Source organism: Actinomycetota bacterium (genome assembly GCA_030018275.1).
Lineage (GTDB): Bacteria > Actinomycetota > Aquicultoria > Subteraquimicrobiales > Subteraquimicrobiaceae > Subteraquimicrobium.
Genome location: JASEGB010000002.1, coordinates 37,603 through 63,001, shown reverse-complemented (window position 1 = coordinate 63,001; position 25,399 = coordinate 37,603). Strand labels below are relative to the sequence as shown.

Below are 25,399 nucleotides of genomic sequence, written 5' to 3'. Positions count from 1 at the left end.
ATAATTTTAGAATTAGCCCACCCCCTTCAGAAAAATATATTCGAGGATTTATGCCCATGTACATTTTACTGTAAACTGTGAGCGGTGAACGGTGAACCATTTAAGAGAGAAGAGGGCGACTAGAGAGGCATATGGGGATGCTCTGCTGGAACTTGGAGCAAAATATCCAAATGTTGTTGTCCTCGATGCAGATCTAGCTAAATCCACGACCAGCATTAAGTTCGCCAATGCTTATCCGGAGCGGTTTATCGAATGTGGGATCGCCGAGCAAAACATGATGGATATTGCAGCTGGAATCTCCACCTGTGGTAAGGTTTGTTACACGGGATCTTTTGCCATCTTTGCCACCGGGCGTGCTTTTGAGCAAGTGAGAAACACTATTGCCTACTCAAATCTTAATGTTAAACTCTGTCCAACTCATGCTGGGATTTCCGTGGGGGCGGATGGTTCTTCTCACCAATCCGTCGAAGATATCGCAGTCATGCGGGCTGTTCCAAACATGAAGGTGGTTGTACCGGCGGATTACTTTGAGGCGCGGGAGGCAGTAAAGGCAGCCTATCACATCGAAGGTCCAATATTCATCAGGCTGGGTCGCGAACCCGCTCCCATTATATTCGATGTGAATTACAGGTTTAGATTCGGTGAGATTTTAAAATTGAGGAAAGGGTCGGACGTTACGATTTTCGCCATCGGCATTATGGTCAATGAAGCGCTCGAAGCCGCGGAGAAGCTAGGGGAGAAGGGAATAAGCGTCGAGGTCATCAACGTACCCACCATAAAGCCCTTGGATGCCGAAGGCATTTTAGAATCCGTTGAGAAGACGAAAGCTGTGGTTACTGCCGAGGAACATACCATAATAGGGGGACTTGGGAGCGCCATAGCTGAATTGCTCGCGGAGACAACGCCCACTCCTATAGCTAGGGTAGGCATCAGGGATGAGTTCGGTCAATCCGGTTCGGCTGCAGAGCTTCTCAAGCATTATGGACTCACCAGCCAGGATATCGTGGAAGCTGTAGGGAGAGTATTGAGTAGAAAATGGGTATAGGAAGATTTTGCAGTTGAAGGTAGGGGTGATTGAAGTGGTTTAAAGTTTAGACGGCAACAGCCAAGTGGTGAGTATATTGTAGATTTTGTTTGTCTTGAGAAAAGGATTGTAGTAGAAGTCGATGGTGGACAACATCAAAAAGAAAAAGATAGAGATAAAGATATCGAAGACAATGAAATCCTTGAAAATATCGAGGGAGTATTGGAGATAATAAGAGAAAGTTCTTTGTAGTACCCTCCCTCAATCCCCTCCCATCAAGGGAGGGGAAGACAAAAAAGATTCCTCCCATCAAGGTCAAAAAGATATGCTCCCATCAAAGGAGAGAAAAAGAGTATCCACTAAAAATGGAGAAGAACCTGAATTTTGAATTTGATTTGAGATGAGCTTAATTAAGATTTATGTCTAGCCTATGTTAATATATTTGCTTTGGGAGTGAACCAAAGATGATGATTCAAATGAAGGATGTCACAAAGATTTATGAAGGGAGTAAACCCGCGCTACAGGATGTAAATATCACCGTACAAAAAGGGGAATTCGTGTTCATAGTCGGTCCCACAGGTTCTGGGAAAACCACCATCATTAGGCTCCTCTTGAGGGAAATATTGCCAACCAAGGGGGAGGTATATATAGCAGGGCAGGACATTGTGCACCTCCGTTCATGGAGGGTTCCATACTTAAGGAGAAATATAGGTTGTGTATTCCAGGATTTTAAATTGCTTCCCAATAAAACCGTCTATGAGAATGTAGCCTTTGCTCTTGAGGTCATTGGTCGTCCATTTTATGCAATAAAGATCCAGGTTCCTGAGGTTCTCAGATTGGTGGGTCTCGAGGACAAGATCGATAATTATCCTGATGAGCTTTCCGGCGGGGAACAACAAAGGGTTTCGATTGCCCGAGCTTTTGTCAATCGTCCTCCCCTTCTCCTTGCCGATGAACCCACGGGAAACATAGATCCGGCAACATCCATGGATATCGTGTCGCTTTTAAGCCGAATTAATCGCACGGGGACCACCGTGCTAATGGCAACCCATGACCGGGAAATAGTAAATAATTTCAGGAAGCGGGTCATCGCTCTGGAAGAAGGCAGAGTGATTCGAGACCAGCTCCGGGGAGTATATGGATATGAGGATTAGAATCTTCTACTTCATCAGAGAAGCCCTGACCAGTTTCAAGAGAAATTGGGTGATGAGTATCGCTGCGGCGAGTACCGTGGCAGTCTGTCTCATTCTAGTGGGAGCTGTGGTGATATTGGCGCTAATTGTTGGGAATATCATTAGGGGCTTGGAATCTAAAGTGGAGGTTCAAGTATTTTTAAAGGATTCGACTCCCACCAGTGAGGTTAAAACCCTCCAAAATGAAATTCTTTCATGGTCTGAGGTGTCGAAGGTTTATTACATTTCCAAGGAAGAGGCTTGGGAGCGATTGAAGAAGGATCTCAAAGACCAACCCGAGCTGTTGGAAGCGGTCTCTGGAAATCCTCTCCCCGCCTCTCTTGAGATAAGGCTGAAGAATCCCCGTTTGGTCGCTTCAACGGTGAGAAAAATAAAGCAACGATCGGGCATCCACAACCTCGTCGATGATTTGGAGAGGGATATAAAATACGGGCAGAAGGTTATCCCCAAGTTTTTTAAAGTTACTTGGATTATCCGTGTAGTAGGGGGTATCATTATAGCTGTACTTTGCTTTGCCTCCTTGGTTTTAATCGCCAACACAATACGCCTAGCCATCTTCGCCAGGCGTAAAGAGATTGCCATAATGAAATTAGTGGGAGCCTCCAATTGGTTTATCCGCTGGCCCTTCCTATTAGAGGGGATTTTGCAGGGTTTAATTGGTGCAGTTGCCGCCATTTTGGTCTTGTATATAGCCAGGCTCTCCCTCATAAGTAAGGCTAAAGAAGCATTGCCCTTCCTGCCCATATCCTTCAGTGAAGTCATTTTCTGGAAGCTCATGCTGATTCTCACTTTAGCTGGGATCCTCATAGGAGTTACTGGGAGTGCTATAGCGCTGAGGAAGTTTTTGAGAGTATAGTGGAATTGAGGTGTGAAGATTGTTCAAAAGGATTATCCTGGTAGCAGCGGGAGTTTTCCTGCTGTTGATGTTTCTTGGGGCTTGCTTTACCGGTGGTTTCCTCCTGGGAAGGCAAATAGGGGCGGAGGAGGAAAGAGCCAGAAATCCTTTGGGGTTGGTCCAAGAGGCCATGGAGGAGATTCAACGTACCTATTTGGAGAAAATCCCCACCCGTAGGTTGATCAAGGGAGCAATAAAGGGCATGGTGGAGTCCTTAAACGATCCCTATACCAGGTACCTTGATCGTTCCCATTTTAAGATGTTCAAAGAGGAAACGGCGGGTCGGTTTGAAGGGGTGGGGATAATGATAGGAATTGAGGATAATCAACTCACCGTGATCTCGCCCTTGGAGGATACACCCGCTGCCAGAGCAGGAATCCAAGCCGGAGATAAGATCATCAAGATAGATGACAAATCCACCAAAAATATGGTTTTGGACAAGGCTGTCCAACTGATAAGAGGGAAGATGGGAACCATTGTAGTGTTGACCATCTCCCGAGAGGGAGTCGATCAACCCTTAAAGTTCGAGTTACGAAGGGAAAAGATAAAGATCCCAAATGTTTCTTCAAAGATGTTGGAGGATAAATTGGGTTACATACGCATCCATTACTTTGCTGGGAATACGAGTCCTAATTTGAAGAATACATTGAATAAGCTTAAAGGAAATGGGGCATTGGGCGTTATCCTCGATTTGAGGAATAATCCTGGAGGGCTCCTTGACGAATCCATAAACGTTACAAGTGTCTTCATCGAATCAGGACCCATCGTGAAAGTAAAGAGCAGAACTGGGGAGCTTGAAACGCACGATGCAAAAGGGGGAGCCGATGAGGAAATCCCACTCGTGGTTTTGGTCAACAGGGGAAGCGCCAGCGCTTCGGAGATAGTAGCGGGAGCCATAAAGGAGCGCAAGCGGGGGGTTATAGTCGGCGAAAAAACCTTTGGGAAAGGTTCAGTTCAGACCATAGTCACCCTCTCCGATGGTTCAGGTCTGGTCATAACCACGGCCACTTATCTTACCCCCGGTGGAGTGTCAATCCATAAGGAAGGAATAAAACCTGATGTTGAAGTCGTGGTACCCATGGAGAGGGGAAAACTCCTCACTAAGGAGGACAAGCAGCTGGAGAAGGCGAAAGAGATACTCAAATCCATCATTTCTGGTAAGGATGTAAGGAAGGCTGCCTAGAGGTGTTTGGCTATCGCGTCTACGGGGCAGGCGCAGTTACGGCCGTTTACCCCGTTAGCGAGTGAAACGAGTCCTTTCGGGGCCGCTCGGGTCTCGCCTCGCTACAGAACTTTGAGTGTGTTTTAGAAGTTTTCATGGGCGAGGCTCCGACACTTTCTTAACACTTACCCCTCCCTCGAATGTCTAAAGTGTAAACCTAACTCGTTAATAGCCCATTTTACCCATGACTCTTGACTTATGACCTTAAGGTGGTAGATATGAAGATTGAAGAACAGGCAACTGGTCGCCTGCAGGCTAATAAAAAAGGCTATGGATTTGTTAGAGGGGACAAAATCGATGTTTATATAAGTCCCTTTGCCATGAATGGAGCCATGCATAATGATAAGGTCTTAGTGAGGTTATCTAAAAGGAAAAGAAGGAGTGGCAGCGTCGAAGGAGAAGTCGTTAAAATCCTTGAAAGAGCCAATCCAACGGTTGTGGGGAAGCTCGAAAGAAAAGGGAGAGATTTCTTCCTTACTCCGTCGGATGCAAGAATTTTTTATAAAATCCACATTCCCCCAAAGTTTTCCCTCGGTGCTTCCCCTGGTGATATGGTCGTGGCGAGGATAGAGCGATGGCCCAACAGACGTCATGGTCTCGTGGGGAGAGTCACGGAGGTATTAGGGAAGAGACCTCAATGGGTGTAGAAATAGAGGTAATCATAAGGGAACATCGATTACCCATGATTTTTCCCTCCGCTGTACTTGCTGAATGCCAAGAGATACCGGATGAGGTAACCCTTAAAGATTTAGTTAATCGCAAGGATTACAGAGATGAATTTACGGTTACCATCGATGGTTTGGATGCAAAGGACTTCGACGACGCGGTATCCATCAAGAAGGATGAATTGGGCAATTTTTTGTTGAAGGTCCACATCGCTGACGTCTCCCACTATGTGAATGTGAATGGTGCTTTAGATGCGGAGGCTGCCAGTAGGGGATTTAGTACCTACCTTGTTGATAGAGTGATCCCCATGCTTCCATCAAAGCTTTCTAACGAAATTTGCAGTCTCAATCCTCAGGTCGATAGGCTTTCACTTTCCGTGGAGATGCTCGTGGATAAGAGAGGCAAGGTGAAGCACTTTGAAATAGCAGAAGGGGTAATCCGCAGCGATTTCCGTCTCACTTACGAAGAAGTCGATGAATTGTTCATCACGAAAGAATTTGAAAATGAGGAGATACGGAAATGCCTGTCGCAGCTGAGAGAGCTCAGCAATATCTTAGAGGAAAGGCGGATAAAAAGGGGAAGCATAAACTTTGAAACCATCGAACCTAAGGTCATCCTCGATGAAGAGTTAAAGCCCGTGGATGTAGTGATCAGAGAAAGAACTCCAGCTACGATGCTCATAGAGGAAACGATGATTTTGACCAATGAGACTGTGGCGGGATTCGTGCGCCAGCCTGTCCGTCCGGTCCCAAAGGGAGGCTTCGCTCCAGGCGGGCCTGCTGGTAGGCACGGCCGGCAGGGTTTACCCATGATTTACAGGGTACATGAGAAACCAGAACCAGAAGCGCTGACTCAAATCAAAGAGTTGGTGAAGGGATTGGGTTATCCCATAAAGGGCATGAGGACTATACATCCCAAAACTTTCCAGAACATCATCGCTTACGCTCATGAGAGACCGGAAAGGTTGCTGATCAATTACCTGTTATTACGTGCCATGAAACAAGCGAGGTATTCTCCGGTTTGTAAACCCCATTTTGGGTTGGCCTCAGATTGCTATACCCATTTCACCTCTCCCATTCGAAGATATCCAGACCTTGTGGTGCATCGAGTGGTAAAAGCTTTGCTAAAAGGGGAGGTTTCTCATCCAAAGATTTTGGATTTAGTCAAAAGGCTTCCGGAGATTTGTGAGCATTGTTCCATTCGAGAGAGGGAGATTGATGAAGCCGAGAGGGATTCCGTCGATCTCAAGCTCTGCGAGTTGATGGAGCAACATATCGGGGATGTCTTCAAAGGGATCATAACAGCGGTGACCGCCTATGGTTTATTCGTTCAGATCCCAAACTCCGCTGAGGGTTTGATTCACGTCCGGGATTTAACGGATGATTATTATCACTTCGAGCCCGATCGTTTCCTACTGAGGGGACAACGCACGGGAAAGATTTTTAGGCTGGGACAAGAGGTCACCATAAGGGTTGCGAACGTGGTCATAGGTGAGAGGCGAATAGATTTTGTACTCGCCTGAACCAATTCATCTTTGATATACTGAGTTTGGTGATTTATCATGGCGGAGCAAAAGGTAGTGGCGAGGAATAAGAAGGCGTATCACGATTATTTCATCGAGGAGACCTATGAGGCCGGCATAGCCCTCGAAGGAGCTGAGGTAAAGTCGCTGCGCGCGGGAAAGGTGAGTTTGAGGGATAGCTTTGCCAGGATCAAGAATGGTGAGGTCTTTCTGTACAATATGCACATCAGCTCCTATGAGCATGGGGATGTCCTCAAACCTGACCCGAGGCGAACTCGAAAACTCCTTTTGCACAAGAGCGAGATAAGACGCCTCATTGGAAAAACTGAAGAAAAGGGATATACCCTAATCCCTCTCATGATTTATTTTTCTCGTGGCTTTGCCAAGGTCGAGCTGGGTTTAGCTAAGGGTAAGTGCCTTTATGATAAGAGAAGGGAAATCGCGGAAAAGACTGCGAAACGGGAAATTGAGCGGGCTCTCAAAGAGAGGCAAAAACCTGCTAGTAGTCGATAATCTATGGTGTATGATATAATTATTTTTGAATGGCAACTGGTATTGGACATTGACAATTGAGTGGGGGCGAAGGGTTTCGACGGAGGCAGTTTGTGTGAGAGAAGCGAGCCGAGTTCCAACAGCTCGTCCCGAAAGGGATCCGTATGGATAAAAGTGTTGGGCGTAAAATAGACGCAAACGAATCATATACCCTAGCCGCTTAATTGCGGCTACGTCCTCTGGAGCAGGCCTGTGACTCCAGATGTGGCGTCGGTTAGCAGGCTATTCTCCACCTGAGCTCCTGTTTAGGGTGGAGAGAAACTTAAACGGGATAGCGCTCAAGAACCTGTCTGTGGGTTCCTTGAGTGCGAATTATAAACATAGGCTACGCTCGTAGAAGTCTCATGAGGTTGCTTTCGGACGTGGGTTCGATTCCCACCGCCTCCACCATTAAGTTGGGAGTGGGAAGTCGGTAGCGAGTAGTAGAGATATTAGTGATGATTTTGTGGTTAAATTTAAACGGTTTTGTAAAAACTGCAATAAAGAGTTTTTAGCCGAAGCTCGTGAGATTAATTGAGGAAATGGGAAATTTTGTTCTACTCATCCACTCTACACCAAATGGGAATTGATTGCCATTATCGAACAATTTATTAGAGCCTATGGCAGAATTCCATATCATGAGGAATTTAATTCGAATCCTGCATATCCTAGTCCTAATACTTATCGTTCTGTCTTCGGTAGCTGGAACAAAGCTATTGAAGAAGCTGGATTCTCAGCGAATACTTCCTCCATTAGCTTTTCATGCATTGCCAAAGATGGGCACAAATGTCGCTCTTTGGCTGAAAAGATAATAAACCAAAATTATTATTATAAATCTTTGATTGATAAGAGAGGTTTATGTGCGAAATATAATCTAAAATTAATGAGTTATACCCTGAGGACTTAAACAATTTGGCTGCTAAACTTGGGATATTGTTTTCCCCTGAGGGTTAAACGCAAACTTAGGCGCAAATTAATTTCATTATGCATAGATAAAGTAAGGTAAACCTTTCGACTTGATGGAAGGTTTTTTACTTATTTGACTATCGCTGTTAAAACTTGTAAAAGAGTATTGTATAAGTCAATGTCTGAAGTCCAATGTGACTGTTTGACAAACTAATTTTGGATTATAAATTCATGCTATGATTCAATTCTAACCAGATTTTTTCATACTTGCGCAAATACGAAAATAGAAATCGACCTGAAAACACAGAGTTAATCAAGTGATAATGTGAGTGTTAAGCACCGACAAGTACAGAAACCCTGGGAGATATGTTCCAAGCTAAGTTATATAGAGTGGATGAGGGAAGATGGCAGAAAAGTACGACTTCGTAAAAATTGAGGAAAAGTGGCAGAAGAAGTGGGAAGAGTCAAATCTTTACAAAGTCACTGAAGATCCCACTAAAAAGAAGAAGTATATCCTGGAGATGTTCCCCTACCCTTCGGGGGAACTCCACATGGGTCACATGAGGAATTACGTTATAGGCGACGTCGTTGCCAGATATAACAAGATGAGGGGGTATAATATTCTTCATCCCATGGGATATGATGCCTTCGGTCTCCCCGCGGAAAATGCCGCCATTCAGCATGGCATCCACCCCAAGGAATGGACATATCAAAACATCTCCACCATGCGCAAGCAATTGAAGCGCCAGGGGATAAGCTATGACTGGGGTCGAGAGATCACCACGTGCGAGCCCGATTACTATAGATGGGGGCAATGGCTGTTCCTCAAGTTCATGGAACGAGGATTGGTTTACAGGAAGAAAGCCAGCGTGAATTGGTGTCCAGGCTGCGAGACGGTTTTAGCTAATGAACAGGTTGTGGGGGGACGTTGCTGGCGTTGTGATAACCTGGTGGAAAGCAGACAACTTGAACAGTGGTTTTTCAAGATCACCGAATACGCTGAGGATCTGCTCAAGGATTTGGATCTACTCACCGGTTGGCCGGAGAGAGTCAAAATCATGCAGACAAATTGGATCGGTAGAAGTGAAGGCGCTCTGGTCGATTTTCCCCTCAAGGATTCAGGTGAAAAAATCCCCATCTTCACCACGAGACCGGATACTCTCTTTGGAGTATCCTTCTTCATCCTTGCACCTGAGCATCCATTGGTGGATAAACTGGTGGTTGGCACCAAGTACCGGAAGGAAGTCGAAGCTTTCAGGAGAATGGTCTCTACCAAGACCGAGATCGATCGCACCGCCCCGGAGATTGAGAAGCAGGGTCTTTTCATAGGAAAATACGTGATTAATCCCTTAAATGGGGAAGATGTCCCGGTCTGGATCGCCGATTATGTGATGATGGAGTATGGAACCGGAGCCATTATGGCCGTTCCCGCCCACGACCAGAGGGACTTCGAATTCGCTAGGAAATATAATCTTCCCATTAAGGTGGTCATCCAACTAGAGGACGAACCTCTCGATGAAAGGACCATGACCCAAGCATACGAGGGCGAAGGTGTCATGGTAAATTCGGGTCCCTTCACCGGAATGCCCAGTACGGAGGGAACGAAGGCGGTCACAACGTATTTGGAAGAAAAGGGGATAGGTAAATTCGCTGTGACCTATAGACTTAGGGACTGGCTCATCTCTCGTCAGAGATACTGGGGCAACCCCATCCCCATCATTTATTGTGACAAATGCGGCATAGTTCCCGTACCCGAGAAGGATTTGCCGGTTATCTTACCTGAGAATGTTGATTTCAGGAGGAAGGGAATTTCACCTCTGGTGGCAGTCGAAGAATTCGTGAAAACCACATGCCCCAAGTGTTTTGGTCCCGCCAGGCGTGAGACGGACACTATGGATACTTTCACCTGCTCATCCTGGTATTTCTTGAGATATACCAGTCCTCACGAGGATAGGGCTTCTTTCGATACCGAAGCTGCAAATTACTGGATGCCGGTGGACCAGTACATCGGAGGCATAGAGCATGCAGTGATGCACCTGCTCTACGCTCGTTTCTTTACCAAGGTGATGTATGATATGGGACTGTGCAAGGCGAAGGAGCCCTTCTCAAATCTTCTCACCCAAGGGATGGTCGTAAAAGATGGTGCTAAGATGTCCAAATCTAAGGGTAACGTCGTCTCTTGTGATGAGATAGTTAATAAATATGGCGCCGATACCGGGAGGTTGTTCATCCTCTTCGCTGCTCCTCCTGAGAAGGATTTGGACTGGAGCGACCAGGGAGTGCAGGGCTGCTTCAGGTTTTTGAATAGGGTCTGGAGAGTGGTCCATGAGAATATAGAATCCTGGACGCATGGAACCTGTGAATCCAGGGAGCTGGACGAGCTCGATAAGGAGCTTAAGTATATGACCCACAGGACTGTCAAGAAAGTCACACAGGATGTGGAACGCTACAGTTTCAATACGGCAATTGCTGCGATCATGGAGCTAGTCAATGCCAATTTTAAGTACAATGAGAGCAAGTGTGGGGCAGCTCGAAATGACGATGTCTTAAGAGAAACCACGGAGAAATTGGTGTTGCTCCTCTCGCCGTTCGCTCCCCACATCGCTGAGGAGCTTTGGGAAAAAATGGGGGGCAAGCCTGGCCTGCCGGCAGGCAGGGAGAGCATTTATCTCCAAACTTGGCCCTCTTACGATGAAGAGCTTGCCAAGGCTCCAGAGGTCACCTTGGTGGTGCAGGTGAATGGCAAGGTAAGGGATAGAATCAAAGTTCCTGCCGATATCACCGAAGATGAGATGAGAGAGGTTGCCCTCTCCTCTGAGAAAGTGAAGAAATACACCGAGGGTAAGGAGATAGTTAAGGTGATCACGGTGCCCGGTAAGCTCATAAATCTCGTGGTGCACGAAACCCGCGTCGCCAGCAGTTAAAAACCCCCTGACCTCATTGCAACATTGATTAATTGTAAAGAATTATACTTGACCGTCAATTACCGTAGAAACAGGTCTTTAGACCTGTTAAAAAGGATTAACGGATTGCTTGGTAGGCAGGCGAGCTCGCAGTGACAGGCGGGCGCAGGCTATGGCGGGCAGGATGAGTGAGGTTTTCTTGCCTAAGAATGCAAAAGTTCAATCAGGATTAAAAAAGGATTGATTAAAATTATTGATTTCTAATTAAAGTGTGATAAAGTGTGAAATAATTAACAAGATGCGAGGGGCGAATAAGCTTGGGATTCAAATTCGTCAGCCTTGGAAATGAGGTTGATTTGACTTTATAAAAAGGGGTGTTTGATGTGGTTGAGATAACATCTTTACCATTCAAGGAGAAATATTGGCCGATCATGAAGTACTCAGAGGTTTATAGTAAATCTCTCGAAGATCCCGAGGGTTTTTGGGAGAATGAAGCCCGGAAGCTTCCCTGGTTTAAGACCTGGGATAAAGTTTTAGAATGGAAGCTACCTTTTGCCAGGTGGTTCGTTGGCGGGAAGCTCAATGTATCGTATATCTGCGTGGATAATCATCTCAAAACTTGGCGTCGCAATAAAGTAGCCCTCTATTGGGAAGGCGAACGAGGGGAGACGAAAGCATTGAGTTATGCTCAACTTTATAGGGAAGTGAATAGATTTACCTCTGTCCTAAAAAATCTGGGTATTAAAAAGGGAGATAGAATCGCCCTATACCTTCCAATGATACCGGAGCTTCCCATATTCATGCTTGCCTGCGCTAGAATTGGGGCACCGCACACCGTAATATTCTCGGGTTTCAGTGCCCAAGCTTTGGCTGACCGAATTAACGATGTGGAAGCCAAGGTGCTCGTAACCGCCGATGCGGGATTTAGAAGAGGAAAAATCATCCGCTTGAAAGATATAGCCGATGAAACTTTGAGTAAAACTCCCTGCATCGAGAGGGTAATTGTGGTAAACAGAGCAAATGTGGAAGTTAAGATGAAGAAGGGTAGAGACATCTTCCTCGGTGAGCTACTCAATGAGTCCAAAACTTATGTTAAACCTGAGCCTGTGGAGTCAAACCATCCTCTTTTTATCCTTCATACCTCTGGAACTACGGGAAAGCCCAAGGGGATAGTGCATTCAACTGGGGGATACATAACCTTCAACCATTCCGTATACAAATGGATATTTGATATAAAGGAGGACAGCGTATATTGGTGCACCGCTGATATCGGTTGGGTCACTGGACACAGTAAAATAGTTTATGCCCCTTTGACCTGGGGAGCTTCTATAGTGATCTATGAGGGGGCACCGGATTATCCTACACCAGCTCGATGGTGGGAGATCATTGAAAAATATCGGGTAACAAGCTTCTATACTTCTCCCACCGCAATAAGAATGTTTATGAAGTTCGGAAAGGAGTGGTTAGAGGGGCGTGACCTTGGGAGTTTAAAGATATTGGGCAGCGTGGGTGAACCCATAAATCCCGAAGCTTGGCTTTGGTACTTTGAGAACATCGGGGGCAAGCGGTGCCCCGTAGTCGATACCTGGTGGCAGACTGAAACTGGCGGGATAATGATCTCTCCGGCGCCGGGCATAGAGCTTGTTCCTCTAAAACCCGGCAGCGCCACTCTGCCTTTACCTGGAATTGAAGTGGATGTGGTGGACGAGAAAGGGCGTTCAGTTCCCACCGGAGTGAAGGGATATTTGGTTATAAATAAACCTTGGCCCGGAATGATGATGACCATCTATAAGGATCCCGAAAGGTACAAGGACACTTATTGGTCGAAGTTTCCTGGGAAGTATTATACCGGAGATTATGCCATAAAGGATGGTGATGGTTATCTGTGGGTGATTGGCAGAGCCGATGAGGTTTTAAAAATCGCCGGTCACAGGTTGGGGGCGGCGGAACTTGAAAGTGCTTGTATATCGCATCCGGCGGTAGCTGAAAGTGCCGTGGTGGGCAAACCAGACCCAGTTAAGGGAGAGACCATCCTTATCTTCGCTATCCTCAAAGAGGGATATAAACCCTCGGAAGAATTGGCTTCGCAGATAAGGGAGCATATGAGAAAAGTCATTGGACCGGTAGCAACACCAGAAAGCATTTACTTTACAGCAAAACTCCCCAAGACGAGAAGCGGAAAGATTATGAGAAGGGTATTGAAGGCCATTGTTACCAAATCCCTCATTGGAGATTTGAGCACTCTAGAGGATGAAGCCTCCACCGATGAAGTAAAAAAGGCATACCAAGAATTCAAAGAACTCCTCAAACCTTAAGGTCAGGGTCAGACCTCGACGTACCTATCTACCAGCTACAATGAATCCTTAATTTAAATTTTTCCCTCGAGCAATATAACAATATATAATGCCAAATGATGTGAAAACTATCCCAAAGGATAGTTTTATGGGAAAGAATTTTTGTGCAATCTAATGCAAGTAGAGTTGGAAGATTTTAGGAGGTAAAAAGCAAGGCTGGAACTCTTCTGGAGGGGCACCTTTGGAGAAAATAAAGCTATTCCTCGTCGAAGACCATGATATATACCTGTTGGGCTTGAGAATGATTTTAGAAAAGGAGCGAGATTTTGAGATCACTCAGGTTACTGGAAATCTTGCGGAAGCTATAAGGGTAGCGGAAAACTCGCCCTGCCACGTGTTGTTATGGAGCCTTGACGCAACCGAGTTAAGTGATTTTGAGCTGATAAAAAGATTTAAGAAGGTTAATCCCAATACAAAAGTTGTGGTTTTATCCACCTTAGAAGACGATTCAATCTTTAATGAGTTAATTAAAACGGGTATTGATGGCTACCTCTTAAAATCCGCTCCCTCGATGGAACTAATCAAAGCCATAATATCGGTGGTTCAAGAGAAATCTTCCATTAACCCATTTCCTGTGCCAAAATCCGTGGAAATGATCGAAGATCATCCCATTTATAATAAATTCCATTTCACTCCAAAGGAGTTAGAAGTCTTGAAGTACTTGTTACAAGGCTATTCCAATCGGGAAATTGCTCAGAAGCTTTTCATCTCTCCATCCACGGTAAAGTTCCACTTAAGGAAAATCTACCGGAAAACAGGAACTGAAAATCGCTTCAAACTCTTCACTCAGTTTAATTCGATTCTTGGCAAAGTTAATAAATAATCCTAGGGCACCATTTTCACTGGAATTACCTTCTTGGCTGACTCTTGGCAGTTTACTCATATCTTGGGCAATTATAACACTGGTCAAATGCTCTTCAAATAAAGTAATTAGTGAGTTTATCCTTAGCAAAAACTAGCCCTGCAGACAGTTGTCATAACAAGACATTTCTGCGATTCTGTTACAAGGTACTAAGAGCAAGTTTAAGCAACTATCGTTGCAATGAAGCCATCTAAACTCTTAAGGATATAATGAAGCCATCTAAACTTTTAGGGATAAAATCACTCTGCATCGCTTTTCTTCTTCTCTTTGGATCGGTCATCCTTTTTCTAAATCCTTTCAATGCACGAGGATTAACCTCTTCCAATGCCAACGCCGCAATTTATACTGGAAATGATGGCTGGCTTACGCCCGCCAACGCTCGAAGCTTTGTGAAGGTGGGAGGAAGAATCCACTGGGTATTCGTGAAATTACATGAGGGCAAAAAGAGGATAGTCTATTCAAGCTCGACTGAGGGCAAGATCTGGAGTTCTGGAGCATGCATTGCTCCCCTCATCTCCGAGTCGAACCGATATCAAGTCCAACCCTGCATCTGCTCACAAAGTGATGGAACTCTAAACGTCTTCTACCAGGAGGAGGGCTACATCTATTGGATATATTCAAAGGATAATGGAGAAACCTGGTCATCTCCATGCAAGGTCTCAAGGTATTGGCACCCCTACGGTTATACTCCCCATCCCGGTTGGCTCAGTTTCTCTCCCTGTGCCTGTGTAGACCGATGTGACAACATCCATTTGATTTGCTGTCAGGATCCGCGCATTGGCATCGTCTACTATTTCTATGATTACTATCAGGAAACCTGGACATCGGGAGAGCTCGTCTTCTTTGGTTGGTATACCGGGGGCTGCCGTTTCCCCTCAATAATTGTAGATGACCAAGACCAAATTCATGTGCTTTATGGTACGGGTGTGTGGTTTTACTGGGATACTCCTAGCTACCTATATCAGAAAAGAGAAAATGGTATCTGGAAAGATATAGAATATCTCTTTGCACGAGACACCCAACCAACTATTCTGGTAGATGAGGATGATACTCCACTGGTATCTGTTGGAGAATTCGCTAACTCCAGAAGAGTACCTGTTCAAGGAACATCAGCTGTATTTATAAGAGATAATCCTACTGCCTCCGATCACATAGATAGATGGAGCATCTATCCTGTCTCTACTAATTCGGGAGGGCAACTTACTCTAGGCTCCTACGGAGAATTCATCTTCCCAGCAGTACAAGGTTGGGGTGAAAATCAATATGAAATCTTCCAGAATATTTCCTACAATAAGGGAGAAACCTGGCGAATCAATTTCCAAACCGATGATTATGATCCTTCAATTGGTTTCAACCGAAACTTCAACCCCAGAACGGCATGGTCAAAATATAATTTTCCAAAGGAACTCGCCACCGCTTTCTTCTTTGAGAAACAGACTCCCTCAAATCTGGATGAAGGTCCATACCAACTCTGGTTTTATCCTGGAGAGGGTGGTCAGGATATAATCACAGACGTTAAAGCCCAACCACAGGAATTTGATCCTTATGAGGAGACTGGTGAAATTAGTATTTATTACCACTTGGAAAGGAAATCAAGAGTAACTATGGAAATATTTGATTCTGGGGGTAGGTTGGTTAAGACTTTGATGGATGGTGGGGTAAGGGAAGGAGGAGACCATATAGAGAAGTGGCACGGGATAATCAACTGCGAGGAGATCGCAGTCCTTGAGAGAGACAAAGGGGTATTAATAGCTCCCGATGGAATTTATACCATTAAGATTACAGCTTGCAATGCGAATGATCCCTTATTGAGCGACACCAAAGAAGTAAAAGTTAAGGTTAAATCCGAGTGGTAGAAAAGAGTTGGTAAGTATGTCATTTAGGCGATTAATTCCTTTATTCCTTGTGTTGATTTTCTTTTCTCTCTTTTTGATGGGATGCTGGAGGAACGTTCAGCTCGAGTATATAGTTAACCTTTCTCCAAAGGAGGGCGAGGTTCTCCGGGATACAACCCTTTACTTGCCCTTTCCTACTAAAGATGGGAAGCTGGCAAAAAATGTGTTTCGAAGAGTGGAAGCATATTATGATGAATATCATAAGGACAGAGTTCCAAATGTTGCATTCAAACCAATACACACTGCTCATGGGGAGATGCTTAAAATTTACATTCCCATACTTAAGAAAGGTTTTGCTGTTGTAAGCAGGCAGAATTTCATTGAGCTTCCTTTGAGAAAACGCCCTCAGGATCGATTCGTACTCAATCCCCAACTAAAGAGGGATTCGGGAAAGAAGTTCACTTACATTTATGCAAAATACCGAGGCGGGTCCGGTTTCATCTTGGGACTTAGATACGATGTGGGTTACAATGAAACCTTCTTCATTCGCGCTGGAGCTGAGAAGATAACCTTGGTTGGGGTGGAAAAACCACCCGAAAGACTGGGCTTTGGACCCGTGCGCATAGAGATAAATAAACGAGGGTGGATAAAGCTTCCCATTTTGGATTAGGAGAGGATATTTTGAGGAGATTTCGCAAATTTTTTGTTATACAATTCTTGGCACTCTTTCTTTGTATCTCAATGCCGAAGGCTCTTTGGGCTTGGGATCCCTTGACTCACTATCATATCAATCGCGAGATCGAGACCCAGTACGATTTGGTGGATTTTGAGGATATATATTACGGTAATGGAACGGGACCGGATATGTTCGCTCTTCCCCCGAGCCTTGGTCCAGTTGCGGATTATGTCCACTCTCCGAATCCAAAACCGGAAAGGAATAGCAGAAATGAGATAATCTACCCCTTCATCGATAAACCAAACTTCGCCTACCTCATGCTCAAAATACGTGGTTTTGGTGATAGCTCTTCCCCTTTTTATGCAAGTGCTCTGGGTTGGGGTGGGCACATCTCCGCTGACTGGGTGGCTCACAATCCAAATTTATTTCTCATACCCGAAAGTATGCTTTCTAAAGAGGCTCGATTCCATGCCCGAGGAGAATTTCTTTACGACTATTACATGTATCTGACCAGAGGACCGATCAGCACCTCATTTACCTTTTATCCGAAGCAGATATGGAAAGCTCTGGTGAATTACGAAATGATACGCATTCACGAAGACGATCTATTTGGGAGCGATTATAACATCAAAAAAGATGCGTTGGATTCCACGATGAAGGAGTGGGAAATCAAAGCGCGATGTCGGATGTGGGCAGGGATAGTTAAGGTCATGCAAACAGCCTACTTTATCTGTAAATCGAAGGCGAGAGCCAAAGCTATATTACAAGGCTTTAATCCCGATTATTATCTCGATGAATTCATCGGTGCCATGAGATCGAGGGGCGCGGAAGAAAATATATCCCTATCAAAACGATATGTCGGAGGTTGGGCTTTAGCCCTAACTCCTCGGGAAAAAATCTCACTGGACATACCCGTTATACCCTTCACCCTAGTGTCGGCTCAATCTGAGAGCATATCTTCGCAAAGTGCGAGTAAGCTTTATCCATTCTTCGCTTCCGAACCTGCCTGGGCTTCTGAGGTAGAACCATTTTCTGATCCTCAACCAAGTGAGGCGCTGAACTGGTCTGATTTCATCGCTTATAGCTTTTGGTGCGATGTAGCCACTAAAGCTGAAGAAGCTGGAATCATGCAAGTCGAGGAGAAAACCATAGCAATTGAAGGAGGTGAAGAGTTCAAAATTCACGCTGAAATAATTGACGAAGATAAATTTCAAGAGATTTTAGAGAGTGTAATCAATGCACATATTCAAAATCCCACCAATGATCTGGGAAAAGATTACGCTATTTTTCAGAGAAACTTTTTAATAAATGAAATTCAAAATATCGATTGGTTAATGGATGTCGCACCTCCGACCATAACTGGTCTCACACCGGAGGATGGAAGCTATACTCCATGGCATAAGCCAGCCATCTTCGCCATGGTGGAGGATGATCCCTTGGGGATAGGGATAGATGAGGACTCCATCCAAATGGAGGTGGATGGGCAAAGGGTCAACTACACTTATATTAAACAACTGAACCTGCTCCTTTACACCCCTGAGGAGTACCTCTCCACGGGTGAGCACGAGGTAACAATAAAAGTGAGCGACAAAGCGGGAAACGAAACCAAAGCTTCCTGGAAGTTCACCATAAAGACTATCTTTAACCATGTTCTCTTTTCAAATAAAGATTTAAGGATAAGTGGAAATGCCAAGATAATTGGCAATATCTATTCCAATGGTGATGCGGTGGTATCCGGTTCCCCAGAGGTTCAAGGGGACACCACGGCTGTGGGATCGATCATCATCAATGGTAAGCCAAATATCGATGGGGAAGTCCACGAGAATTATAAAGTCGAGCCCTTTCCCATAATAGACTTCGAATACTACGAGCATCTAGTCAAGACTCATGGAACCTACATAAATGGAGATATCAATTTAAAAGAACCGCAGGGAATAATCTTCGTCGACGGTGATGTGAAACTCTGTGGAAAGAATGTCAACACCACTACCATAATCTCCACGGGAGCAATCGAGATTTCGGGGGATTTAAACCTCAAACCAGCGGTCGATGGTCTCATCCTCGTAGCCAAGGGAGATATTAGATCATCAGGCAAGGGTGGAATAACCGGGATCATCCACTCATCTCGTCGAGTGAAAATATCTGGGGAGAAGGAATACTTCGGAGCCATCGCCGCACAAAACCTGGAGGTATCGGGAAAGCCATTGATCAGGTACGATTTGAACCTAAGCCACTGAAATTTTTTACGCCCTTAAAACTAAAGACCTATCGGGAAGGAGAAATTTAGTTTTGATTTAACATAATGCAAGGTAGATGTGTTGGGGAGGGACTGTCCCCGGAAACTACCCCAGAGGATAGTTGTATGGGAAAGAATTTTTGTGCAATCTATTCTCAGGTGGGAGCCTAAAAAGTTTCAAGGTTAAAATGGCAAAAGTCAAGGAGAAATTCCCAGACGGGTCTCGTCAAGCTGAAGTGGTGATCATAAATATGTTGGGGAAATTGAAGGAATCTTGTCTGATCCTGGGACAGAGGCGTCTTGGAATTATAGTTTTTCTTTTACTCCTATTGGGTCTTATTCTCCCCTTTCCTGCTCAATCTCAAGAAGTTTCTTTCATTTGGCCCGTTAAGGGAGAAATCATAACACGATTCGATGGGAGCAAACATCGAGGTATAGATATCAAAGCTTCGGTGGGTGAAAAGGTTATCGCGGCTGCTCAAGGAAGCGTTCACTGGGTCGGAAAGACTCCTCGAGGTGAACCTTACATTTCCATCGATCATCCTAATGACCTAACGACGACTTATATTTCCGTGGATGCCTCCGTTCACAAAGGTCAATGGGTGAATCAAGGAGACCCTATAGGGATCATATCCTCCGTGGGTGAAATCTCCTCTCCCATTCCCCATCTTCATCTAGGAATGTTTTGGACGAGAACTAGAGGAGATCCAGTTTACGAAGATCCTGAAAAGTGGTTACCTCACCTCCTACCCATGGAATCCGTATCCACGGAGAAAGTCTCACCACCGGCTGGTGCTACCACTCTCCAAAGTCAGCCGGCTAGCTCCTCTCCTCATTTTGAGTCTTCTACGAAACCCGTCTCAGAGTCGAATCCAAATCCTGAACCAAGTCCAAATCCTGAACTAAATACAAATCCTAAATTAAATCCAAGCCTCAAACCAAATCCCAGTCCTGCCTTAGAAAGTATCCCTGACTCTATCCCTGAGACTAAATCAGGCGAGAAACCTCGCCCTGAAATTGCTTCGAATACTTGCACTATTCCTGTGTCCCATTCTTCAACCCTCATGTCCCAGGAAGATTGCCAGAAAGCAAGTCAAAATGCTCAGTCTGCATCATTAGCACCCCTCCCCACTTCTATGAGTTCTCCCGCTCAACCTAGGAAGGAAATTGAGATGGGGCAGAAAGGAAAATTGAGAGCTAAAGAGCAAAGACGATCATGGATTGAAACATCGATTGCCATGCTATCTTCAATGATCATCTTTTCATTTTGCGCCATCAAATACCTTCTTCAGTCTAGCCGAAAATTACGACACCTGGAGATTTCTCCTAACATCGATACAATTTGACATCAAGTGGATATAGGAAAACTTAAGAAACATGGAGGATCTCAGGAAGGATCTAAAGACTTTAATCGGGGAAAAGATTTCATCGGCGGGATTGCATTTTAGCCGATTGGAGCTCGTTGCCATTATTTTTTTGGTGAGCCTCCTTCTTTTGGGAGGAGGGATTCTTTATGTGAGAAGTAAATCCGCAACTTCAGTCAAGGAGATAACTCCCATTGAACAAAAAACTCAAGGAGCCAAAAAGCCATTAGAGGTTGTGGTTCACGTTTGTGGAGCGGTGAAGGCGCCAGGTGTTTACGAACTATCTGGTACAAAAAGAGTTACCGATGCCATCCAGATAGCGGGCGGCCCCACCCCTGAGGCAAATCTCGATGCACTTAATTTGGCAGCCAAATTAGTGGATGGTCAAAAAATTTATGTACCCAAGGAGGGAGAGAGCATCTCTCCCACGCTGTCGGGAAATGGTACCGTTGATGGTCCCATTAATCTGAACACAGCCTCGGTTGAACAGCTAGATCAGCTTCCTGGGATTGGACCAGTCCTGGCTCAAAGGATAATCGAATATCGCGAGTCCAATGGGGGCTTTAAAAGCATTGACGATCTTCAAAAGGTTGAGGGTATCGGTCCCAAGAAGTTCGAACAAATTAAGGATAAAGTCACGGTGAATTAATTGGGGGTCAGACCTTAATACCTCTTTTATCAGGCACAATAAAATCTTAATTGGAATTTTTACTTATTCATCCCGTGACTCATCCTATGACATCATCTAAAAAGATATTTTGGGATTCGAATTTGAAATAGATTTTTATCCAGGCAGGTCAAAGGGGGTGAGGAGGTCTGACCCTTTGTAGACATGCAACAGTGTGATTTTCCTCCAATCTTTTTTCTGACCCTTGCCTTCATCTTAGGCATAGTTTTGGAAGACATTTTCAAAATCTCTCCCATTCTTTCACTTTTACTCGTCCTTCTCTCCCTTATTTTGCTGGGGATTTATCTCTTGCTTGTCCATCCGGCAGGTGGGTCTGCCCGCCAAAGCCCAGGCATGGCAGGTGGGTCTATTGCTGAACATGGTTTCTATCCCATCCATTTCGGCTATTTCATACCATTTCTTGTCTTCCTTCTCCTCGGTTTATTCCTCACTTCCTTGGTGATCACTTCCCTTGAAGGAAGCATTTTAGTTTCTTTAGCTAGGGAAGGCAAAAGCGTGGTGATAGGTGGCACAGTCCTCGGTGAACCAAGTTTAAAAGGAGATCAATTGCACTTTGATTTTAAGGTGGAAAGCATCGATACCTCCCAACAGCGTTTGAAAGCGCGTGAGCTTACAAAAGTAATTGTCAAGAACTCCAGCTCCCTTAGGATACAAGGGGGTCAGAGACTTACGATTAAAGGCAAACCCATACTTGTATCCAATGTCCATCCCCACTATGCTCGGTATTTATATCGGAAAAGGATTCAAACCCTTTTTGTGGTAGATACAACTTGTGTTGAGCGCAAATCTATAAAGTTCACCCAGATGTCGAGTAATCCAATCCAGAACATCATAACTGGATTTCGAACCAGGGTTAAAAGCCAAACCTCCTCATTTCTCTCTAAGGATCAAGCTGGGTTACTCATCGGTCTCCTGCTCGGAGATCGTTCGCGCATCTCCGGAACGCTTCAGGATGATTTCCGAAAGGCTGGTGTGATGCACATTTTGGCGGTATCTGGACTACATCTGGGGATGATTGCTACAATTGCTTATCTGTTGAGTTCAATTTTAAGGCTCAATCCCATCGCCAGATCAGCTTTAATCGCTGTCTTCATGCTTTTCTACGTTTTGCTCGCCGGTTGTCGTCCTTCGGTGCTCAGGGCTTCAATAATGATTGCGGTGGGACTTTTGGGATGGCTTCTGGGCAGGGAGAAAAACCTACTTTCAGCTATCGCCGTGGCGGCTCTCATTCTACTCATTTATAATCCTTTTCTCATATACGATGTAGCTTTTCAATTATCATTTATGGCGGCTTTGGCGATCATCCTTATCGCTCCCACTCTAAACTCTAAGTTGGTTGAATTATTTCCAAGGAGGGTGAGCGAGCTACTCTCCTTATCCATTGCCGCTCAGGTGGGAGTCGCTCCTATCCTGGTTTATTACTTCAACGAGCTTTCCCTTGTGGCGGTAGTGAGTAACCTATTTGTGGTCCCCGCCATTGCCCCTATTCTTGGGCTAGGTCTTGCCGCCAGCTTTATGACGATTTTCTCACCCTTTCTGGCTTGCCCCATTTTTAAAGTTACCGGTCTGCTTTTGGAATATGTACTTAAAATCACATCTTTCTTTGCTTCTTTGCCTGCGAGCTCCATATATTGGGAAACTCCTTCTTCCTTAAATATCTGTTTTTATTATTTTGCCGTCATAGCAGGGATTTACTCCTCGAAACGATGGCGAAAATCCGATGATCGCTCAAGGAATTTCAATTTCAAGACGAAGACCCGTCCAGGGAGATTGCTCATAGTGGTATTGGTTTTAATGGTGGGAGTTATATGGTGGCAGGTGGGAAAGAGCGCACCTCCGAAGGATTTCACGGTAACCTTCTTTGATGTCGGACAGGGTGATGCAGCTCTCATACGAATGCAAAGCGGCGAAAACATACTCATAGATGGCGGGGAAGCTCCGAGTGGCATGCGGCGAAGCTTAGCTGCAAGGGGGATTCGAAAAATCGATTTATTGGTTTTATCCCACCCCCATGCGGATCATCTGGGGGGCTTAACCGAAGTAATTGAAGGTTTTGAAGTGGGGATGGTCTTAGACGGAGGACAGCCTCACACTTCTCACCTGTACAAAGAATTCTTGACCACAATAAACCAGAGGGGCATACGCTATCGTTTGGCTCGAATGGGGCAGGAATTCGAGATAGGGTCGAAGGAACGGAAGCTCAAAATCTTGATTCTTCATCCACGTCCTCAATTTGTGACCGGTACAAATTCGGATCTGAACAATAATTCCGTGGTTTTAAAGCTGATATATGGTGATTTCTCGCTTTTATTCCCTGGTGACATTGAGAGGGAGGGGCAATCCCTGCTTTTGGACTGTGGGGATACTTCCCCCTCCGGCAAGCGGGCCTTGCGTTGTACCATTTTGAAAGTGCCTCACCATGGGAGTGCCAATGGAGGTGATTTTAAATTCTTAAAGGAGGTATCACCGCAGGTGGCGGTGATTTCCGTGGGGGAGGGTAATCCCTTTGGTCATCCAGCCAGATCGACTTTGGCGAAATTAAAATCCTTGGGGGCAAAAATTTACCGTACGGATAGAGATGGAGATGTTACAATATCAACCGATGGCAAAAATTTTCGAGTTATTACCGAGAAATAGATTAGGTGCATGGGTCATAATTTCAGAATTTGCTGTTTAATGCAAGATTATCCAAAGATGGGTGGACTGGAGGCTCCGGTTTTGCCTCCCTACTCCCTCGGTTCTCAGAGTGCGAAATTGCTATCCGCACCTCCTTCGGGGGCGCAATTTGCCGCAGCTCTTCGAACCTCGCTCGCTTAACGGTCGGCTGCACAGTCGCCTCCTTAGCCCACCCACTTTAAGAAATCAGTAATTATGGTTCACCAGAAATTAGATTTGTCCGAAGTCGTTAGAGAGTTGGAGATATTGAATTTGGAAAGAGATCATGCCAAAGCACAAAGAGGTCTTAAGGGCTTAAAGCCCGTTTATCTCATCTTTGGGAGCGAAAAGTTGCTTTTGGAGGAAGCTCTGGATAGGTTAAAGGCACGCTTTGCAAAGGAGGCTCCTCTCGATTTTAACTACGTGGAATTTCGAGGTGGGGAAGATAGTACCTCGACCATGGTCCAGGCGGCTCAGACAGTTCCCTTCCTCTCCCATAGGCGTCTCGTTGTGGTAAAGGATGCGGATAAACTCTCTCCATCCGAAGTATCGTTTTTGTCCGACTATCTTAAAAATCCCTCTGAACATGCCTGTTTAGTTTTGGTCGCGGGTAAGCTGGACAAATCGGATAGACTTTACAAAGCCATTGAGAAATTTGGGGAGATTCATGAGTATAAACTCCTATTCAGAGATTATCCTAACTGGATTAAAAAGCAATTTTTGAAAAAAGGGAAAGTGGTGACCAAATCAGCGGCGGAATTTCTCTTTCAAACCATTGGTCAGGACTTGAACAGGCTTGCAAACGAGATAGAAAAAATCTCCCTATTTTACGATGACAAGAGGGAGCTCGATATTGAGGATATAAATTATGTGACCGGTAAAACGCCCGAAGAAACCATTTTTGACCTGATGGATTTCATTTCAAGGCGGGACGAGGCTCATGCCTTGAGCGCTTTGGATTGCCTTCTTAAAGGGGGAGAGACCATTACCCGTATTTATCACATGATTATTAGGCAGTTTAGATTGTTACTTAAAGCGAAGGTTCTTCTTGAAAGGGGAGCCAACGATCAGCAGTTAATGCGGGAATTAAAACTTCCCTCTTTCGTAGTGGAAAGGCTCAAGCGACAGTGTCGAAACTTTTCGTTCAAACAGCTAAAACGGGCTCACGAACTTTTATTGGAAGCGGATCTGGATATGAAGAGCAGCGACAAGAACCCCCGATTGATATTGGAAACTTTGGTTGTCAAAATTTTGGAGTAGTTATCTTAAGCTTAAATTCTGATCCTTCACAAGCTCAGGACAGGTTTCAAAATACTAAGCACTAAACAATATCTAATGTTCAAAATTCAAAGGTCCAAAACAAAATGAAATAAGGTTTAGGATTTAGGATTTTGAATTTAGGCTTGCTGGTCAAGATACTTGGGGAGGTCTGACCCCCTAGAGGGTGTTGAATTTTTTCACGAGTTTTGATTTTTTATTCGCAGCGCTATTGAGATGAATGACGCCCTTGGATACCGCTTTATCCAAAGCCTTTATCGCTTTCCCCAGAGCTTCCTTCGCCGAATCTTTATCCTTGGACTCAACGGCCTCATTAAACTTGGAAATATGGGTTTTAATGGCGGACTTGACGCTTTTATTCCTCAACCGTCGTTTCTCTGCCTGTCTTATCCTTTTGATCTGAGATTTTATTTGAGCCACCCTTTGACCTCCTCCTTTTTATCTTTATGAGTCTACCATATCTTTTCCCATCATTCAAGAGAATGCTCGCAATGCTGATCCCGTGTCGATTGGATAATGCTGCAGGTTTCATATCTTTCTTTTTCGCAAAAAACTTCAATGATATAATAAGTCATCAATACCATCGAAA

At 44.9% G+C, this 25,399-nt stretch carries 18 protein-coding genes, 1 other RNA gene and 1 pseudogene; 19 read left to right on the top strand and 1 reads right to left on the bottom strand.

All coding sequences use genetic code 11. The annotated features are described in order from the left end of the window. The first annotated feature begins 91 nt into the window (after positions 1-91). The 19 genes and pseudogenes from QMD66_01205 to holA all read left to right on the top strand — a co-directional run bounded on the left by QMD66_01205 (position 92) and on the right by holA (position 24,792). The gene (locus QMD66_01205) at positions 92-1,045 is read left to right on the top strand and encodes a transketolase family protein (GenBank protein MDI6821488.1); all 954 of its coding nucleotides are present in this window, start codon (positions 92-94) and stop codon (positions 1,043-1,045) included. A 48-nt stretch (positions 1,046-1,093) separates the two neighbouring features. Next, positions 1,094-1,276, top strand: a pseudogene (locus QMD66_01200) (DUF559 domain-containing protein). Between the two features lie 212 nt (positions 1,277-1,488). Continuing rightward, positions 1,489-2,178 carry a cell division ATP-binding protein FtsE gene (ftsE, locus tag QMD66_01195; protein MDI6821487.1) on the top strand — a complete coding sequence of 230 codons (690 nt, stop codon included), beginning with the start codon at positions 1,489-1,491 and terminating at the stop codon, positions 2,176-2,178. Then, the gene (gene ftsX / locus QMD66_01190; GenBank protein MDI6821486.1) at positions 2,168-3,073 is read left to right on the top strand and encodes a permease-like cell division protein FtsX; all 906 of its coding nucleotides are present in this window, start codon (positions 2,168-2,170) and stop codon (positions 3,071-3,073) included. Before ftsE ends, ftsX begins: the two co-directional genes overlap by 11 nt. A 19-nt stretch (positions 3,074-3,092) precedes the next feature. Then, positions 3,093-4,295 (top strand): S41 family peptidase, encoded by a 1,203-nt coding sequence (locus QMD66_01185; protein MDI6821485.1) that lies wholly within the window; start codon positions 3,093-3,095, stop codon positions 4,293-4,295. A 257-nt stretch (positions 4,296-4,552) separates the two neighbouring features. Then, positions 4,553-4,981 (top strand): hypothetical protein, encoded by a 429-nt coding sequence (locus tag QMD66_01180; GenBank protein MDI6821484.1) that lies wholly within the window; start codon positions 4,553-4,555, stop codon positions 4,979-4,981. Further along, a complete protein-coding gene (rnr, locus tag QMD66_01175) occupies positions 4,972-6,522 on the top strand; it encodes a ribonuclease R (protein ID MDI6821483.1) in 1,551 nt (516 codons plus the stop codon). Before QMD66_01180 ends, rnr begins: the two co-directional genes overlap by 10 nt. Positions 6,523-6,561: 39 nt before the next feature. Beyond that, complete coding sequence (gene smpB, locus QMD66_01170) at positions 6,562-7,035, top strand: SsrA-binding protein SmpB (GenBank protein MDI6821482.1); 474 nt, start codon at positions 6,562-6,564, stop codon at positions 7,033-7,035. Between the two features lie 62 nt (positions 7,036-7,097). Next, positions 7,098-7,464, top strand: a transfer-messenger RNA (tmRNA) gene (gene ssrA / locus QMD66_01165). Between the two features lie 899 nt (positions 7,465-8,363). Further along, positions 8,364-10,883, top strand: coding sequence for a leucine--tRNA ligase (gene leuS, locus QMD66_01160; protein ID MDI6821481.1), 2,520 nt, complete (start codon positions 8,364-8,366; stop codon positions 10,881-10,883). Positions 10,884-11,293: 410 nt separating this feature from the next. Continuing rightward, positions 11,294-13,177, top strand: a complete 1,884-nt coding sequence (acs, locus tag QMD66_01155) for an acetate--CoA ligase (GenBank protein ID MDI6821480.1) — start codon at positions 11,294-11,296, stop codon at positions 13,175-13,177. A 220-nt stretch (positions 13,178-13,397) separates the two neighbouring features. Continuing rightward, entirely contained in the window at positions 13,398-14,039 is a 642-nt protein-coding gene (locus QMD66_01150; protein ID MDI6821479.1) for a response regulator transcription factor, read from the top strand. 248 nt (positions 14,040-14,287) lie between these two features. Next, complete coding sequence (locus QMD66_01145; protein MDI6821478.1) at positions 14,288-15,934, top strand: hypothetical protein; 1,647 nt, start codon at positions 14,288-14,290, stop codon at positions 15,932-15,934. Positions 15,935-16,136: 202 nt separating this feature from the next. Beyond that, positions 16,137-16,583 carry a hypothetical protein gene (locus tag QMD66_01140; GenBank protein ID MDI6821477.1) on the top strand — a complete coding sequence of 149 codons (447 nt, stop codon included), beginning with the start codon at positions 16,137-16,139 and terminating at the stop codon, positions 16,581-16,583. A gap of 101 nt (positions 16,584-16,684) precedes the next feature. Continuing rightward, entirely contained in the window at positions 16,685-18,826 is a 2,142-nt protein-coding gene (locus QMD66_01135; protein ID MDI6821476.1) for a hypothetical protein, read from the top strand. 187 nt (positions 18,827-19,013) lie between these two features. Continuing rightward, on the top strand, positions 19,014-20,171 hold the full coding sequence (locus QMD66_01130; protein MDI6821475.1) for a M23 family metallopeptidase: 1,158 nt from the start codon (positions 19,014-19,016) through the stop codon (positions 20,169-20,171). A 31-nt stretch (positions 20,172-20,202) separates the two neighbouring features. Continuing rightward, the gene (locus tag QMD66_01125; GenBank protein MDI6821474.1) at positions 20,203-20,838 is read left to right on the top strand and encodes a ComEA family DNA-binding protein; all 636 of its coding nucleotides are present in this window, start codon (positions 20,203-20,205) and stop codon (positions 20,836-20,838) included. 183 nt (positions 20,839-21,021) lie between these two features. Next, positions 21,022-23,514 (top strand): DNA internalization-related competence protein ComEC/Rec2, encoded by a 2,493-nt coding sequence (locus QMD66_01120; GenBank protein MDI6821473.1) that lies wholly within the window; start codon positions 21,022-21,024, stop codon positions 23,512-23,514. 234 nt (positions 23,515-23,748) lie between these two features. Continuing rightward, positions 23,749-24,792: a DNA polymerase III subunit delta gene (gene holA / locus QMD66_01115; GenBank protein MDI6821472.1), complete on the top strand. Its 1,044-nt coding sequence runs from the start codon at positions 23,749-23,751 to the stop codon at positions 24,790-24,792. A 177-nt stretch (positions 24,793-24,969) separates the two neighbouring features. On the opposite strand, the gene rpsT is transcribed toward holA, so the two are convergent. Further along, the gene (rpsT, locus tag QMD66_01110; GenBank protein ID MDI6821471.1) at positions 24,970-25,230 is read right to left on the bottom strand and encodes a 30S ribosomal protein S20; all 261 of its coding nucleotides are present in this window, start codon (positions 25,228-25,230) and stop codon (positions 24,970-24,972) included. Positions 25,231-25,399: the final 169 nt, after the last annotated feature.

Bases quoted from the DNA above. Each gene is read 5' to 3' on its own strand.
- ftsE (MDI6821487.1), top strand. From the start codon at position 1,489: ATGATGATTCAAATGAAGGATGTCACAAAGATTTATGAAGGGAGTAAA.
- ftsX (MDI6821486.1), top strand. From the start codon at position 2,168: ATGAGGATTAGAATCTTCTACTTCATCAGAGAAGCCCTGACCAGTTTC.
- QMD66_01180 (MDI6821484.1), top strand. From the start codon at position 4,553: ATGAAGATTGAAGAACAGGCAACTGGTCGCCTGCAGGCTAATAAAAAA.
- rnr (MDI6821483.1), top strand. From the start codon at position 4,972: ATGGGTGTAGAAATAGAGGTAATCATAAGGGAACATCGATTACCCATG.
- smpB (MDI6821482.1), top strand. From the start codon at position 6,562: ATGGCGGAGCAAAAGGTAGTGGCGAGGAATAAGAAGGCGTATCACGAT.
- leuS (MDI6821481.1), top strand. From the start codon at position 8,364: ATGGCAGAAAAGTACGACTTCGTAAAAATTGAGGAAAAGTGGCAGAAG.
- acs (MDI6821480.1), top strand. From the start codon at position 11,294: ATGAAGTACTCAGAGGTTTATAGTAAATCTCTCGAAGATCCCGAGGGT.
- QMD66_01145 (MDI6821478.1), top strand. From the start codon at position 14,288: ATGAAGCCATCTAAACTTTTAGGGATAAAATCACTCTGCATCGCTTTT.
- QMD66_01130 (MDI6821475.1), top strand. From the start codon at position 19,014: ATGGCAAAAGTCAAGGAGAAATTCCCAGACGGGTCTCGTCAAGCTGAA.
- QMD66_01125 (MDI6821474.1), top strand. From the start codon at position 20,203: ATGGAGGATCTCAGGAAGGATCTAAAGACTTTAATCGGGGAAAAGATT.
- QMD66_01120 (MDI6821473.1), top strand. From the start codon at position 21,022: ATGCAACAGTGTGATTTTCCTCCAATCTTTTTTCTGACCCTTGCCTTC.
- holA (MDI6821472.1), top strand. From the start codon at position 23,749: ATGGTTCACCAGAAATTAGATTTGTCCGAAGTCGTTAGAGAGTTGGAG.